General features: G+C 73.5%; 13 protein-coding genes. 7 read left to right on the plus strand and 6 right to left on the minus strand.

The window, feature by feature from the left end:
• Positions 1-2: 2 nt before the first annotated feature.
• The 3 genes from C8E97_RS17385 to C8E97_RS17395 all read left to right on the plus strand — a co-directional run bounded on the left by C8E97_RS17385 (position 3) and on the right by C8E97_RS17395 (position 3,863).
• Positions 3-575, plus strand: coding sequence for a TetR/AcrR family transcriptional regulator (locus tag C8E97_RS17385; protein WP_121006674.1), 573 nt, complete (start codon positions 3-5; stop codon positions 573-575).
• Positions 559-1,977, plus strand: a complete 1,419-nt coding sequence (locus C8E97_RS17390; protein ID WP_121006675.1) for a nitrilase-related carbon-nitrogen hydrolase — start codon at positions 559-561, stop codon at positions 1,975-1,977. The genes C8E97_RS17385 and C8E97_RS17390 overlap by 17 nt, the downstream gene beginning before the upstream one ends.
• Positions 1,978-2,453: 476 nt before the next feature.
• Positions 2,454-3,863, plus strand: coding sequence for a S8 family serine peptidase (locus C8E97_RS17395; protein WP_246018954.1), 1,410 nt, complete (start codon positions 2,454-2,456; stop codon positions 3,861-3,863).
• A gap of 136 nt (positions 3,864-3,999) precedes the next feature.
• Here the strand turns inward: C8E97_RS17395 and C8E97_RS17400 are convergent, their stop codons facing one another.
• Positions 4,000-4,710, minus strand: coding sequence for an SDR family NAD(P)-dependent oxidoreductase (locus C8E97_RS17400; protein ID WP_121006677.1), 711 nt, complete (start codon positions 4,708-4,710; stop codon positions 4,000-4,002).
• A gap of 145 nt (positions 4,711-4,855) precedes the next feature.
• Here C8E97_RS17400 and C8E97_RS17405 point away from each other — a divergent pair, with 145 nt between their 5' ends.
• A complete protein-coding gene (locus tag C8E97_RS17405; RefSeq protein WP_121006678.1) occupies positions 4,856-5,647 on the plus strand; it encodes a molybdenum cofactor biosynthesis F family protein in 792 nt (263 codons plus the stop codon).
• A gap of 10 nt (positions 5,648-5,657) precedes the next feature.
• On the opposite strand, the gene C8E97_RS17410 is transcribed toward C8E97_RS17405, so the two are convergent.
• Positions 5,658-6,095 (minus strand): PPOX class F420-dependent oxidoreductase, encoded by a 438-nt coding sequence (locus tag C8E97_RS17410; protein WP_121006679.1) that lies wholly within the window; start codon positions 6,093-6,095, stop codon positions 5,658-5,660.
• Between the two features lie 242 nt (positions 6,096-6,337).
• On the opposite strand from C8E97_RS17410, the gene C8E97_RS36525 reads away from it, so the two are divergent.
• Together C8E97_RS36525 and C8E97_RS17415 are read left to right on the plus strand one after the other, a co-directional pair.
• Positions 6,338-6,469 (plus strand): hypothetical protein, encoded by a 132-nt coding sequence (locus C8E97_RS36525; protein ID WP_281275435.1) that lies wholly within the window; start codon positions 6,338-6,340, stop codon positions 6,467-6,469.
• Between the two features lie 402 nt (positions 6,470-6,871).
• The gene (locus C8E97_RS17415; RefSeq protein ID WP_121006680.1) at positions 6,872-7,606 is read left to right on the plus strand and encodes an alpha/beta hydrolase; all 735 of its coding nucleotides are present in this window, start codon (positions 6,872-6,874) and stop codon (positions 7,604-7,606) included.
• Between the two features lie 174 nt (positions 7,607-7,780).
• Here the strand turns inward: C8E97_RS17415 and C8E97_RS17420 are convergent, their stop codons facing one another.
• The 3 genes from C8E97_RS17420 to C8E97_RS17430 all read right to left on the minus strand — a co-directional run bounded on the left by C8E97_RS17420 (position 7,781) and on the right by C8E97_RS17430 (position 13,186).
• Positions 7,781-8,395: a helix-turn-helix domain-containing protein gene (locus C8E97_RS17420; RefSeq protein WP_211347052.1), complete on the minus strand. Its 615-nt coding sequence runs from the start codon at positions 8,393-8,395 to the stop codon at positions 7,781-7,783.
• A gap of 327 nt (positions 8,396-8,722) precedes the next feature.
• A protein-coding gene (locus C8E97_RS17425) for an IS5 family transposase (RefSeq protein ID WP_121012388.1) occupies positions 8,723-9,570 on the minus strand; the annotation gives its coding sequence in 2 pieces (ribosomal slippage) (positions 8,723-9,214 and positions 9,217-9,570; 846 coding nt in all).
• A gap of 55 nt (positions 9,571-9,625) precedes the next feature.
• Positions 9,626-13,186, minus strand: a complete 3,561-nt coding sequence (locus tag C8E97_RS17430; protein ID WP_121006681.1) for a DEAD/DEAH box helicase — start codon at positions 13,184-13,186, stop codon at positions 9,626-9,628.
• Positions 13,187-13,424: 238 nt separating this feature from the next.
• Here C8E97_RS17430 and C8E97_RS17435 point away from each other — a divergent pair, with 238 nt between their 5' ends.
• Complete coding sequence (locus C8E97_RS17435) at positions 13,425-14,336, plus strand: SMP-30/gluconolactonase/LRE family protein (RefSeq protein WP_121006682.1); 912 nt, start codon at positions 13,425-13,427, stop codon at positions 14,334-14,336.
• 75 nt (positions 14,337-14,411) lie between these two features.
• Here C8E97_RS17435 and C8E97_RS17440 read toward each other — a convergent pair whose 3' ends face one another.
• The gene (locus C8E97_RS17440) at positions 14,412-15,227 is read right to left on the minus strand and encodes a siderophore-interacting protein (protein WP_121006683.1); all 816 of its coding nucleotides are present in this window, start codon (positions 15,225-15,227) and stop codon (positions 14,412-14,414) included.
• Between the last annotated feature and the right edge of the window lie 77 nt (positions 15,228-15,304).

A 15,304-nucleotide genomic window follows, 5' to 3' on the forward strand; every position in this document is an offset into this window, starting at 1 on the left:
ACATGAGCACCGCGGAACGGATCGCCTCGGCGGCGTTGGCGATCCTGCTGGACGAAGGGGCCGACGCCGTCACCATGCGGCGGGTGGCCGCCGAGGTCGGCGTCACGCCGATGGCCACCTACCGCCACTACCCCAACCGGGACGCCCTGCTGCGCGCCGTGGTCGACGCCGCCGTCGCCGACCTCACCGCCGGCTGGGGCCGGCGCGGCGACCGGGGCACGTTCGAGGAGCGGCTGGACGGGCTCACCGACGACTTCCTCGACTTCGCCCTGGGCAAGCCGAACCTGTACCGGTTCGTGGTCACCGAACGGCGGGAGGGCGCGCGGCGGTTCCCCGAGGACTTCCGCACGGGCGGCTCGCCCACGTTCGCCCCCGTGCTGGACGCCGTCAGCCGGGCCGTCCGCGACGGCGACCTGCGCGACGGCGACCCGGTGGAACTCACCCTCGCCGTCACCACGCCCGCGATGGGGCTCGTCCAGCTCTACCACGGAGGGCGCATCGCGTTGTCCGAACAAGACTTCCGAGCGCTGTGCAAGCGCACGATCGAAAGGGTCCTCGATGGACTCAGGCCGTGATCTCGTGAAGGCCGGGTGCGCGGTCGCGTGCTCGGCGCCGCTGTTCTTCCTGGGCACGGGTTTCGAGCCCGTCGCCGCGCTGACCTGGGTGGCGCCGCTGCCGGTGCTGCTGCTCGCGCCGAGGGTGCCCGCACCGCTCGCCGCGGGCGGCGCGTTCCTCGCTTTCCTGCTCGGCACCGCGAACGGCTGGGCGTTCCAACTGCGGTCGCACGACACGCCGATGCTGCCCGTGGGGCTGCTGATCGACGTGGGGATGTCGTTGACGTTCGCGCTGGCCGTCCTCGCGTTCCGGTTGCCCGCCGTGCGGGGCCGGGCGTTGGCTGCCGCCGTGGGCGCGCCCGCCGCGTGGACGGGCCTGCTGTACGTGGTGTCGGTGTCCAACCCGATGGGGCTGATGGGCACCTTCGCGAACCACCAGGCCGACGTGCCGCTGGTGCTCCAGACCGCGGCGGTGACCGGCATGTGGGGTGTCGAGTTCCTGGTGCTGCTCGCGCCGTCCGCCGTGGCCGCGCTGTTCGCCCCCGGCGTGACCGGGGCGGCCCGGCTGCGGACGGCGGTGGTGGTGCCGGTGGTGTTCGGCGTGGCGCTGGGCGGGGGAGCGCTGCGGCTCGCCGGCACCGGCGGTGGCACGACCGGGCGCGTCGCCGCGGTCGCCACCAACCAGGAGGTGTGGGCGCCGGACCTCGCCACCCCGGCCGGCCGGGACCTCGTCGCCGCCTACGCGGACCACATCGCGGCCCTGCCCGAAGGCGTGCGGGCCGTGGTGCTGCCCGAGCAGTCGTTCCGGTCGACCGAAGCCCGCCCCGCCGTGCTCCACGAGCCGATGAGCCGCCTCGCGCGCGAGCGGAACATGGACGTCGTGGTCGGCTTCGCGCACCTGGACGGCGACGTCAAGTACAACTACGCCGTCGTGTTCCGCGCCGAAGGCGGTGAACCGGCCACCTACCTCAAGCACTGGGACCGGGTCAGCCCGCGCGGCGACACCCCGGTCGTCACGGCGGCGGGGGCCGGTGTGGCGATCTGCCTCGACGTCAACCACTCCACCCCGACCCGCGAGTACGCGGCGGCGGGCACCGGGCTCCTGCTGGTGCCCGCGTCCGACGAGGGCGACAACGGCCGCCAGCACAGCAGGGTGGCGTTGCTGCGGGGCGTGGAGCACGGTCAGGCCGTCGTCTGGTCGGCCCGCACCGGCGTCCCGCTCGTCGCCGACGGGCACGGCCGGGTCGTGGCGGACGCGCGCACCGGCGGCGACGGGCCGTTCACGACGGTCGTGGCGGACGTGCCCACCGGTCCGGGCGCGACCCCCTACACCCGGTTCGGCGACTGGTTCGCGTGGCTGTGCCTCGCGACGGCGCTCGCCGTCGTCGTCACCGCCCGCCGACGACCGCTCCGGAACCGCTGATCGGCGCAATTGGATTCACCCGTCGTGCGGTCTCGGCGGCGGTCCGGCCCGGAATCCCCGCGCGAATTGCTCCATTCGGTGCGTGGCGTTCGGAGGTGCGGCCGGAACTGCCCTGCCGGCCGCGCGGAGGTGCTGGAACCGGCGGGGACTGCGGGGCCGGGCCGCACGGCCCCGACCGCCGACCGGGCGCGAAACCGCAGGTGGCGGCCGTGCGGGCGGTCCGACCGGTGCGCGGCTCCGGACGCCCACACCGATTTGGCCGAACCTTTGTCGCAAATTGTGAGTGCATGGTGACCGCGGACCGCTAGGCTGCACAACGGTTCGCGCGGACCCCTTTGTAGTCGAGTAACCCGCATGAGGGAGACCCAGGCATGGGAGAGTTCGGCGCGTCCTGGAGACGGTTCGCCGGTGTCGGAGTCGCCGCGGCAGTCGCCGTGGGGCTCGGTGCAGCACCGGCTTCCGCACAGGGGGGCATCGTGGACGCGAACAGCGAGGACGCTGTCGCGGGTAGCTACATCGTGGTGCTGAAGGACCGCGACCAGGTGGACACGCTCGCCACCAAGGCGGGGATCAAGGTCACCCACCGGTACCAGTCGGTGGTCGACGGGTTCGCGGCCACCATGAGCGAGGAGCAGGCCAAGCAGCTCGCCGCCGACCCGGCGGTGGCGTCCGTGGTGCAGGACCGCAAGGTCCGCAAGTCGGGCGTGCAGCCCACGCCACCGTCCTGGGGCCTCGACCGGATCGACCAGCGCGACGTGCCGCTGGACAACTCGTACACCTACCCGAACACGGGTAAGGACGTGCACGTCTACGTGATCGACACGGGCATCCGGACGACGCACCAGGACTTCGGCGGTCGCGCGACGTTCGACTACAACGCCCTCGACAACAACAACACCGACTGCGACGGGCACGGCACGCACGTGGCCGGCACGGTCGGCGGCGCCGCGGTCGGCGTGGCCAAGGAAGTCAAGCTGCACGCCGTGAAGGTGCTCGGCTGCGAGGGCGAGGGCACCGTCGGCGGCGTCGTCGCCGGGCTCGACTGGGTCACCACGAACAAGATCCAGCCCGCCGTGGTGAACATGAGCCTCGGCGCGGGCGAGAACAACCTGCTCGACTCGGCCGTGCGCCGGACGATCGCGGCCGGCATCACCGTCGTGGTGGCGGCGGGCAACAGCAAGGCCGACGCGTGCCGCCAGTCGCCCGCCAGGGTGCCCGAGGCGATCACCGTCGGCTCCACGGGCCGGACCGACCAGCGCTCGGTGTTCTCCAACTTCGGCACCTGCACCGACCTGTTCGCGCCGGGTGAGGACATCTTCTCCACCTCGAACTCCGCGGACGACGAGGGCACGGAGATGAGCGGGACGTCGATGGCGTCGCCGCACGTCGCCGGCGTGGCCGCGCTGAACCTGCTCGCGAACCCGGCCGCCAACCCGGCCGCGGTGCGGGACGCGATCGTCAACGGCGCCACCAAGGACCGCGTCACCGACCCCGGCGCCGGCTCGCCGAACGTGCTGCTGCACGCGTCGGTGCCGCCCGCGCAGCCCGGTCCGGACCGCCTGGTGCGCGGCGAGCAGCTGGCGCCCGGCCAGTCCCGCACGTCGCTGAACGGCCAGTTCCGCCTGGTGCTCCAGTTCGACGGCAACCTGGTCCTGTACACGGCGGACCGCAAGGCGCTGTGGGCCAGCAACACCAAGGGCGCCAACGTGACCCGCGCGGTGCTCCAGGAGGACGGCGACTTCGCGCTGTACTCGCCGGACGGCGCCCGGCGCTGGCACACCAACACCGCGGGCTCCACGGCCGACCGCCTGATCGTCCAGAACGACGACAACGTCGTGCTGTACGGCCCGTCGCGCGAGGTCCTCTGGCACCGCAAGCAGAGGTAGCCGGTGACGGCACCGTGCCGGGGTCGCGTTCCGCGGCCCCGGCACGGTCGCGTCCGGACCCGTGCCGCCACCGGTTCGACCTAACCGTCCACATCGGACCAATGGATGCCCGGCGCGGTCACCGCCCGCCGAGCGGTCAGGCGGGGAAGGACGACCGCGCGGAGAAGCCGAAGTCGGACAGCAGCGCCTGGCCGTTGACCGGGCGCGCGTGCGGTCCCGCCAGGAACAGCACCTGCCGGGCCACGTCCTCCACCCGCTGCACGGGGAAGTCGGCGTGGTCGATCGCCTCGTCGCCGAGGTCCGCCCGCGCCATCGGCGTGTCCACCACGGACGGGCACACGCAGTTGACCCGCACGCGGTCCAGCTCCACGGCCAGCGCGCGGGTGAGCGCGACGACCGCGCCCTTGGAGGCGCAGTAGGGCGCCATGCCCGGTGTCGCCACGAACGCCGAGTCGCTGGCCAGGAACACGATCGCGCCACCGGTCGCCAGGTGCGGGTAGGTGTGCTTGGCCAGCAGGAGCTGCCCGGTGACGTTCACCGCCAGCACCGCCGCCAGGTCGGCCGCCGACGTGTCCACCAGCGGGGTGCCCACCGGGCCGGAGATGCCCGCGCAGCCAACCACCACGTCCAGCCCGCCCAGCCGCCGCACGGCGGTCGTCACGGCCTCGGCCAGGCCCGGTTCGTCCGTGACGTCCGCGAGCACCGTGTCGACGTCGGCCGGCCCGCGGGCCCGGTCCAGCGCTACCACGCGCGCCCCTTCGGCCCGGAACGCGCGGGCGCAGGCCAGCCCGATCCCGGACGCCCCTCCGGTGACCAGCACCTTCCGGTCGGTGAACCCCAGATCCATGCGCCCATCGTCCGGGTCGGACGGCCCGTCCGGGTTGACGGTCGGCGCACCGTCCTTGTCGCGGGCCGCACGACTGCCGCCGGGGGCGTTCCGCCGAACGCCGCCCGGCCCGAGACTGCCCCGGTAGGCCGAGAAAGGATCGCCCATGACCGAGACCGCGACGACGCTGTCGGACACCTCGACCTGGCTGCCCCTGGACGGGCTCGCGCCGGGCTTCGACGAGAACAAGGCTCCGACCGTCGGTGACCTGCACGGGCGCGAGGTCGTGCTGGACGGACCGGACGGGCCGGTGCTCAGCGCGCGGTTCGCCGGCAACCGGATCGAGTGGGACCACGGCGCGGACGACTGCGAGACGTTCCTCGTCGACGACGACCTGTACTTCACGCAGTTCCACCCGCACGCCCGTCCGGAGGAAGCGGTCTCGCTGTTCCTGGACCTGCGCGCGGGCCGGGCGCTGGTCGTGGTCACCACCATCAACGACAGCGGCACCCCGCGCGTCACCCAGCGGTTCGTGACCGCGACGGTGCGCGGCGCGGAGGTGAGCGGCGAGGAGGCCGCGCCGACCCGCGCCCTGATCGGGCGGCGCGCCATGTGGGTCTACAGCGCCGAGCACGCCTACGAGCACGTCTACCTCAGCCCGCACTGGTACAGCTGGCAGTGCCTGTCCGGCCCCGAGAAGGGCCTGGCCGACACCGACGAGAACTCGGTCTACCAGCTGCGGCCGGGCATCTACGTGTTCACGTGGCGCGAGAAGGTCATCCCGTGCGCGTCGGTGACCGTCGCCGACCACCGCGACGTGCAGCGCCTGCGCTCGCACGGCGTGCTGTTCGGGCTGGACGAGACCGGCCGCACCCCGACGCACTTCACGTTCGGCGCGCACGGCCGCCTGCTGAGCAACACCGTCCACCCGCGGGAGTACGACCCGGCGCTCGACTGAGCCCGGCGGGTCACCGCCCCGGCAGCACGCCGGGGCGGAACGGCTCGACGCCCACGACGCGGCGGACGCGGGTCGGGGCCACCAGCACCTTGACCCGCCGTTCGCCGGGGACGCGCCACTCGTAGCGCTCGGCCCCGGTGTACTTGCGCGCCAGGTGGTCGATGTGCCGGTCGGCCTCCTCGCCGGTGACGAACCGGACCGCCCGGCCACGCACCTCCACCCGGTCGTACGGGTTCGCACCGTCCACACAGGACAACGAGACGCGCGGGTCGCGGCGCAGGTTGTCCACCTTCACCCGGCCCAGCGCGGTGTTGAACGCGACGTGGTCGTCCTCCAGGTCCACCCACATCGGGGTGACCTGGGGCGAGCCGTCCGCGTTGACGGTGGCCAGGTGCCAGAAGTTCGGCGCGAGCAACCTGGCCCGCACGGTGTCGTCGAGTCCGCTCACGTCGCTCCGCCCGTCGCCGTCGGTGGCCCCGATTCTCGCAGACCGCGCCGGCGCCGGGCAGGGAAGCCGTGGGCTCGACGGCGTGGACGACCTCCCGGTGCGCCCGACGGCGGCGGGGCTGGTGGGGCCCGGCGAGCCGGTCGTGTTCCACCGCCTGGCGGCCGGGCTGACCGGCGTGGCCGTGGACCTGGTGGCCCGGCCGGACCCGCACGATCTCCGTCGACTGGCAGTCGGGGGCGCTGGTGCCGTTCGGGGTGCTGCGCGCGGACAACACGGCGGTGGTGGCGGAGACGACCCTGACCGCGTCGGCGGCGCGACAGCTGCAACTCGGGCTGGACGCGACCGGTCACCGCCGCGAAACCCGCGCCCGGTGACGGGAGCCGGCCGACAACCCGGCTAGTGCCGTGACCACGAACGTTCACGGTGTTGGTTGACACATCGTCGGCCTGACGGGCGTACGGCGTAATCGGGAGGTCAGCCGCCACCGCGAGTCGGGGCAGGCGGGACTCAGGAAGGGAGCACGGCGGCCAGGTCGTTGGACGTGATCGGTGAGCTCCACCTGACCGCATGCGGCCTGTCGGTGTATCCGGCCACGGAGCCTGCGTAGAAAATGTTTGGCGGATCACGGTGGCCGCTGCTAAGTTCCCGGAGGCCGTGCGAGAGACGAGGAGGTGGTACCCGTGAACGTTTCGACATGGGTGCTCCCCTCTGGGGTCACGGTAGGGCGATAGGTCGTCCGGGAGCGCCGTTCACGAGCACTCCCGAAAGGCACGACCATGCGATTCACTTCTGAACAGCGCCTCGATGACGGCGTCCTCGAACGCGAATTCACCCTCGGCGAGATTCCCGGCATCTTGTGGACGCCCGCATCCGCATCCGCACCGGTCCCGCTGATCCTGCTCGGTCACCCCCCGCTCGGACTGCGCAAGATGTACCCCCGTCTGGTGGCGCGGGCCCAGCAGGCTGCGGCGGATGGCTTCGCTGCGGCCACCATCGAGCTTCCCGGCAGCGGTGACCGGCCCCGTTGGGCCGCCGCCGAGCAGGCTCGCGCCGACCTGCTCCGGGTCACGGAGGCCGGCGAGCCGGTCAGCGACGAGATCATCGACGCCCTCATCCTCCCGCTCGTCGACAAGGCGGTCCCGGAATCGCAGGCCGCCCTGGACGTCCTCCTGTCGCTGCCGGAAATCGGCGGCCCGGTCGGGTACTCGGGGGGAGTGATCTCCGTCGGCATCCGGCTTGTGGTGGTCGAGCCGCGCATCGTGGCCGCCGGGCTGTTCGCCGGGAGTTTCGTGCCTCGCAGCATGTTCGAGGAGGCCCGACAGGTCACCATTCCGCTGCACGTCCTGCTCCAGTGGGACGACGAAGGAAACGACCGGCAAGCGGCCCTGGACCTGTTCGACGCCTTCGGCTCCAAGGAAAAGACGCTGCACGCCAACATGGGCGGACACACCGGCGTCCCGCAGTTCGCGGGGGAGGACGCGGCCAGGTTCTTCGCCCGGCATCTGCGCTAGGCCGGGACCTCGAACGCTTGAGGCGTTGGGGTCAGGCTGCCTGGGTGGCGGGTTGGCCCCAGCGTCGTCGGCGTTCGCTGCGGATGCGGGCGCGTTCGCGGCGTTGGGCCGCGAGGACGTCGGGGTGGCGGGCGTTGGCGTTGCGCCGGCGCAGGTACTTGTGCAGGTGACGGATCAGCGCCGGACGACGCCCCAGAGCTGGTCATCGCCGACCGAGTAACAGCCGTGGAACTGCCGGACACCGTGCAGCTTGTGATAGTTCGCCGGCAGCCGTCGCGGATGCCTCTTGCGCGCCCAGCCGGCACCAGCCTGCGGATGGATGACGAGAGGCCCGACCTCGTCGAACGCGAACACCCGCTGCGGGACGTTGTTGGTGACATGGTCGATGCGGGCGAGTTGCGCGTCGCGCTGCGGGTCGTTGGATTCCTTCCAGGTCTTGGTCCGCTGGAACGTGATCCTGTGTTTGATCAGCAGCTGCCGCAGCCGTTCCCGCCCGATGGTGATCGGGCGGGCGGCCCGCGAGGCGAGGTAGTCGGCGAGCTTGCGCACGCTCCACCGGGTGAACGGCCGCCCCAAGGCTTCGGGGCGGTTGTTGGCCGTCTCGACGATGAACTGCTCGTCGTCGCTACTGATCAGGCGGGGGCGGCCACCCGCCCATCGAGGGTCCAGGCCGGCCATGCCCATCTCGTTGAACCGGTGGCTGACCTGCCGGATTGTGTCCTCGTCGGCCTGCACGAGACGAGCGATAGCCGGCACGGTGTTGCCACCGGCCGAGGCGAGCACGACCATTGCTCGCCGTCATCGAATCGGTGATCCGGTGCCTCTACGAGTGATACGCAGTAGCTGCTGACCTTCCTGGTCACTCAGCCGCCGCACGCGTACGGGATCTGCCACCGTCACAGCCTGACCGCCGCACCGCGGTACGCCCGTCAGGCCGACGGCGTGTCAACCAACACCGTGAACGTTCGTGGTCACGGCATTAGCGCGGGGAAGTGGTGGAATCGGCTTGCGCGTGGGGATGCGGCGATGTGCGCCCCCCGTGGGGACGTCGTTCGCGGGCTTCCTCGTCAAGGTGGTACGGGTCGGTGTCCGGGCGCTAGGGCTCGTCTTCAAAGATCAGATCCAGAGCAGGATCGAAGCGATGGTGACAGCGGCCTGGTAGGACTCTTGGGTCTTGTCGTAGCGCGTGGCCAGGCCGCGCCACTGCTTGAGCCGGTTGAAGCAGCGTTCGACCACATTGCGCAGCCGGTAGGTGCGGCGGTCGAAGGCGGGCGGGCGGCCACCGCGCGAACCGCGGTTCAGGCGGCCGTTGACCTGGTCGACACGCTCGGGGATCGTGTGCCGGATGCCCCGCCCTCGCAGGTAGGCGCGAATCCTGCGTGAGCTGTAGCCCTTGTCCGCGATCACGTGGTCGGGGCGGGTTCGCGGACGGCCCGGCCCGATCCGGGGGACACGGATCGCCTCCATCACCTGCTCGAAGCGGGTGCAGTCGTTGGTGTTGCCGCCCGACAGCACGAATCCGAGCGGGCGGCCCCTCCCGTCGCAGGCCAGGTGGAGCTTGGTGCTCAGCCCACCGCGGGATCGACCGAGGGCGTGATCACCCGCCTCGCCGTCGTCGCGTGCCCCCTTTTGCCTCCGGCGGCGTGCTGGTGGGCCCGCACGATCGTGGAATCGACCGACACCAACCAGTCCAGGTCACCGGCGGCCTCGCTCTCCGCCTGGACCGCCCGCAGCATCCGCGAGAACGTCCCGTCCAACGCCCACCTGCGGAAACGGGTGTAAAGGGTCTGCCAGGAGCCGTAGCGCTCCGGCACGTCCCGCCAGGCCGAGCCGGTCCGCAACTTCCACACGATCCCGTTCAGCACCACACGGTCGTCCGAGCGGGGCCTTCCTGCGGTCCCGGAAACCGGCAGAAACCGCGACAGCACAGCCCACTCGACATCCGACAGCTCATGACGACGCACCACGACCGACATGATCCAACACCGCTTGATCGTCTTTGAAGACAGGCCCTAGCCGTCATCCCGACCGGCGGTCACCCGTGCCGCGTCGTGGCGTCCGACCCGCCTGCGCGGGCGTCGCGCCGAGCCCGCGCCGCGACGGCGTCGGCGGTGCCGGATCGGCCTCGTCCGCCACGGCGTCGTACACCGACAGCCAGCCGGTGGCCCGGTAGTCGCCGCGCCGCGTGAACACCGCCACGCCCCGCTCCGGCTCGTCCACCGCGTCGGGTGACGGCTCGGGGAACGGCACCTCGGTGGCCGACCTCGTCGGCGTGGCCGCCCCGTGCTGCTTGCCGCGCCACGCGACGGCCACCGCCGCGACCGTCCCGCCGACCACCGCCCGGTCGTCGTGGAGGGCCAGGGTGGCGGTGGTGGCGCGTTCGCGCAGCAGGGCCGTGTAGCCGGCCTGGTCCAGCTCGCACTCGGCGGGCGGGCGGCCGGGCGGCCAGTCGGGGGAGCGGACGCCCCGGCCCAGCGCGGACCGCCACATCTCCGGCACCAGCTCGGCCGCCCGCTGCCGGGTCGCCATCTGCTCGCACAGCCACAGCAGCCGGCCCGCGCCGCGCCCCGGCGCGAGGTGCCGCCAGCGCACGCGGTGGTCCAGGTCGGCCGCGACGATCGCGATCCACGGGTGCACGGTGCCCAGCGCGCCCTGCGCCGCCAGCCACGACAGGTAGCGCGGCGCCTGCTCGAACACCGGGTGCAGGGTGGACAGCGGGATGCCCGCCGCGACCCGGCGGCCGGTCCTGGCGCGCGTGAACAGGTGCGGCGAGCGGGTCGCCAGCAGCAGCCCCGCGCGGGCCAGGTCGCCGGGCGCGGTCGACGTCTGCGAGCCGAGGCCCTTCACCGACGCCGTGTGCGTGATCCGGGACGTCCGGCCGCCCGCCTTGATCACCGTCGCCACGGCCGGGCGCACCTGGTCGGGCACCGGGATCGCGGCGAGGTCGCGCACCGCGACCGACAGCACCAGGGTCAGCGCGTCCTCGGCGGCGTCCGGGTCCGGCGGGACGGGCAGCAGGCCCAGCGCGTAGCGCAGGCGGTGGCCGGCGTGCGTGGACACCATCATGCGCGCGGTGAGGCGGCCCAGGTCGGTGATCGCGAGCGCGCCGCCCGGCCGCGCGACCAGGTGCCCCTCGTCGAGCAGGAACGCCACCGCGTCCTGCACGGGTTGCAGCGCGTCGTCGCCCTGGGCGTGGGCCAGGGTCTCCACCCACCACGCCTCGGCGTCGGCCCGGCTGGTGATCCGGCCCTGGAGCACCTCGGCCAGCACGTGGTCGGGCAGGCTCTCGTGGATGCGCGAGTACACCGAGTACCCGGCCACCAGCCGGGTCTGCCACGCCGCGCGCTGGTGCTCGTCCACCACCAGGTACGACCAGCCCTCGGTCTCGCCCGCGCCGATGCGCCCGGCGCGGCCGAACATCTGGAGCACCATCGAGGTGTCCATCGTCTCGCCGCCGACCGCGGTGTCCCGCACGATCACCGCGCGGGCGGGCAGGTTGACGCCCGCCGCGACGGTGGACGTGGCGACGAGGACGTCGGCCTCCCGCTGCCGGAACGCCCGTTCGGCGGCGTGCTTGTGCTCGTAGTCGGCGTAGTGCAGGCGGACGCCGACCTCCGCGCACACCGCGGTCAGGCCGTCGACGTCGTCGGCGGCCACGGTGTGCACGGGCGCGCCCCGGTCGGCGGCGATCGCCATCGCGGTGGACCGCACGTTCCGCTTGGAGCCGCAGAACACCAGGACGCTGCCTTGCTCGGCGGTGTGCCGGGCGGTCAGGTCGACCACCACCTGCTCCCGCAGCCGGGCGTTCGCGGCGTACCCGGAGCCGGCGGGCACGGTCGGCAGCTGCCACGTCACCCGCGACGGCCGCCAGCGGGTCGCGACCAGCTCCGCCTCCAGCCACTCGGCGACCTCGGCGGCGTTGGACACCGTCGCCGACAGGCCGACGATCCGCACCGGCGAGTCCGCGCCACGCACCCGCGCCAGCAGCGCCTCCAGCAGCGCGCCCCGGCCGGGCGTGCCCAGCAGGTGGATCTCGTCGACCACCAGGCAGCCGACCTCGCCCAGCGCGGCCTGGAGCGACGCGGCCCGGCAGATCGCCTCGAACTTCTCCGTCGTGGCCACCCACAGGTCCGCCGCCCGGACCCGTTCGACGTCGACCGCGTACTCGCCGGACAGCCGCTCCACCCGCAGGCCGCGGGCGCGCCACGACTCCAGCTCCCGGTCCAGCTCGTCGGTCAGCGACCGCTGCGGCACCAGCCACGCCGCCTTGCGGCCCTCCTCCAGGATGGTCTTGAGCACCGCGAGCATCCCGATCGCGGTCTTGCCCGCGCCGGTGGGCGCGGTGACCAGCAGGTGCGCGTCGCCGTCCAGGATGCGGGGCGCCGCCTGCGCCTGCGCCGGGTTGAGCAGCGGGAACGGCAGGAACGGCAGCCACTCGGGCGGCACCAGCCGGTCGACCGGGGTCGGGTCGGGCGGTGCGGCGGGCTCCGGTTCGTGCAGGTCCCACAGCAGCCCGAACGCCAGTCGCGCGGCCAGCGCCCGGTCGTCGGCGACGGGTTCGCAGGGCTCCGGGACGATGCCGCCGACCTCGGACAGCCAGGCCGTGGCCCGGAGGCGGTCGGTCAGCGACGAGACCGTCTCCTGCTCCAGCCAGTGCCGGACCGACCGGTGCGCCACGCCCTCCTGGGTCAGCAGCGCGCGCAGGCCGTCGAACTCAGGGCGGTCCGGCATGATCACGCGGCCACCGGTGACGCCGGGCGGCGGCTTCAGGGTCGGGTCGGTGGTCTTGCACCACCACACCGGTTCCCGGTCGAGCGCGTCGACCAGGGCGGGCGGCAGGGTCGGCACGTCGTCCTGCGCGGTGGGCACCGCCTCGGAGCCGGCCAGGATCGACCTGATCCGGGCCGCCATGACGGTGGTCGACATGCGCCGCGCCGGGCGGGCGGCGTGATCCGGCTCCGCGCGGTCGTCGGGCCCGCCGGGGGCGGCACGGGCGCGAGGCGCGCGGTGGTCGACCGGTTCGTCGTGCCCTGCCGGTGCCGCGTGCCCTGCCGGTGCCGCGTGGTCTACCGGTGCCGGGTGGTCTGCTGTTGCCGGGTGGTCTGCCGGTGTCGGATGGTCTGCCGGTGTCGGGTGGTCGGCTGGTGTCGGGTGGTCTGCTGCTGCCGGGTGGTCGGCCGGCCGGCGCGGGGGAGTGCGGTCGGCCCGGCTCGCGGCACGGGCCTCCCGCGCCAGCGCCGCCAACTGCGCGTCCTCGGCGGCGCGGCGGGCGACCGCCTCGGGCCGCAGCTCGCCCAGCACCGACCGCTGCGACAGCTGCAACTCGCGCAGCGTGAACGACGCCGGGCACGCCACGCACACCACGGCGGCCTGCAACTGCTGCTTGCCCCGGTGCGGGTGCGCCCGGTAGAGGCCGTGCAGCTGCCCGGAGCACCGGGGGCACCGCTTCTCCACCGGGATCGGCGACCACTGCCAGCCCGGCTCGCCGTACCGGGCGATGGCGGGTTCGGGACGGACACCCCACCGGGCCTCGACCACCCCGGCGACCGACGTGTCGACGTCAGACGGCCCGCGAACCACTCATCGCCTCCCCCGTTGGCCACCACCCGGTGAGCACGCGATGCTAACCCGACCCCGCGGGCGGCCGCAGGCGGCGGCGGTGTCCCCGCGCCGGCGTCGCCGGTCCGGGGCGCGCACCCGTCCCGCCGCGACCAACGGCGTGGGCCGCACCGGGTAGCGGGATGACTCCGGCTGGTCACCGCGCGGGGCGGTGCGGGCGATCGAGACTGGAGGGGGCGCGTCGGAGAAGGGACATGCGATGTCGGTGATCCGCAACGCGCTGGTCTGCGCCGTCGTCCTGGCCGCGCTCGGCCCGACGGGTGCGACGGCGGCGGGACGGGGCCCCACGACGATCACCCTGCCCGACGGGTTCCGCCCGGAGGGCATCGCGATCAGCGGGCAGTGGGCCTACTTCGGCTCGATGGGCACGGGCGCCGTCTACCGGGCCGACCTGGCCACCGGGCGCGGCGAGCAGTTCGCCAGGGGCACCGGCACGGCGGCGGTCGGGCTGGAGGTCGACGGGCGCGGCCGGCTGTTCGTGGCCGGCGGCGGTGGCGGCGACGCGCGCGTGATCGACACCCGCACGGGCGCGACCCTGGCCACGTACCGGTTCGGCACGCGGTCGACGTTCGTCAACGACGTGGTGGTCAGGCCGGAGGCGGCGTGGTTCACCGACTCGCTCACGGCGGTGCTCTACAAGGTGCCGTTCGGGCGGGACGGTGCGCTGCCCGCGCGGGCCGAGGTGATCCGGCTCAGCGGCGACCTCGTGTACCGGTCGGGCACCAACGCCAACGGCATCGAGAGCACCCCGGACGGGGAGGCGCTGATCGTCGCGCAGCACAACACCGGCAGGCTGTTCCGGGTCGACCCGGCGACCGGCGCGACGAAGGCGGTGACCGTCCAGGGCGGTCCGCTGGTGAACACCGACGGGCTGCTGCGCGAGGGCACGACCCTCTACGTGGTGGAGAACCGGGTCAACCGGGTCGCGACCGTGCGGCTCGACCCGACGGGCGCGGCGGGGACGCTGCTGGGCCGGGTGACCGACCCGAGGTTCGACGTGCCGACCACGGCCGCCGCCCACGAGGACCGGCTGTACCTGCCGAACGGCCGGTTCACCACCACGCCGACGCCGGACACCCCGTACACGGCGGTGGCCATCCCCAAGCCCTGACGGACGCCGCTACCGGGACCCCGCTGCCGGGGTCGGGCTGTTCGGACCGGTCTCACGGCTCGCTCGGAACCCGGCTCAGACCCGCTGCTCCTGCTCCTGCTCGACCTGCCGGTTCCAGTCGGACTTGCCCGCCTGCCAGCCGTCCTCGTCCTTGCCCAGCCGCCAGTAGCCGGAGATGGACAGCCGCTCGCGCGGCAGCCCGCGCTCCAGCCGCAGGTGGCCGCGCAGGTCCTTGACCGCGTTGGCCTCGCCGTGCACGAACACGTGCGGTCGGCCGGGCGGGAACTCCAGGGCGCGCACGGCCGCCACCAGCGCCTCGCCGCGCGGCCGGCCGGCGCGGTGCAGCCACGTCACGTCGAACGGCGCGTCCTGCTCGTCCTCGGGGCCGTCGACCTCGGCGAAGACCCGCACCACGGCGTCGGCGGGCAGCGCGTCCAACGCCGCCGCGATGGCGGGCCACGCGCTCTCGTCGCCGGCCAGCAGGTGCCAGTCGGCCGTCACGTCCGGCGCGTAGCCGCCGCCCGGCCCGGCGAAGTGCAGCACGTCACCCGGTCGGGCGGCGGTCGCCCACGGCCCGGCCACCCCGCTGTCGCCGTGCGTGACGAAGTCGATCCACAGCTCGCGGGCCTCGGCGTCCCAGCGGCGCACGGTGTAGGTGCGGCTGCGCGGCCACTGCTCGCGCGGCACCGACTCGCGGATCACCGACAGGTCGAACGGCTCCGGGTAGGTCACGCCCTCCTGCGGGAACTGGAGCTTGACGTAGCTGTCGGTGAACGGCCCCACCTCGAACCCCGCCAACCCGTCACCGCCGAGCACGACCCTGACCATGTGCGGCGTCAGCTGTTCGGTGCGCAGCACACGACCGCTCTTGATCCGGGACCGCTCCGCCATACGACACCCCTCGCCACGACGACACTGCCGCCGTCCACCGTACGTTGTGGACCGTGGCCGGGGGTCGGCCTCCCACT

This window comes from Saccharothrix australiensis (assembly GCF_003634935.1).
Classification (GTDB): domain Bacteria; phylum Actinomycetota; class Actinomycetes; order Mycobacteriales; family Pseudonocardiaceae; genus Actinosynnema; species Actinosynnema australiense.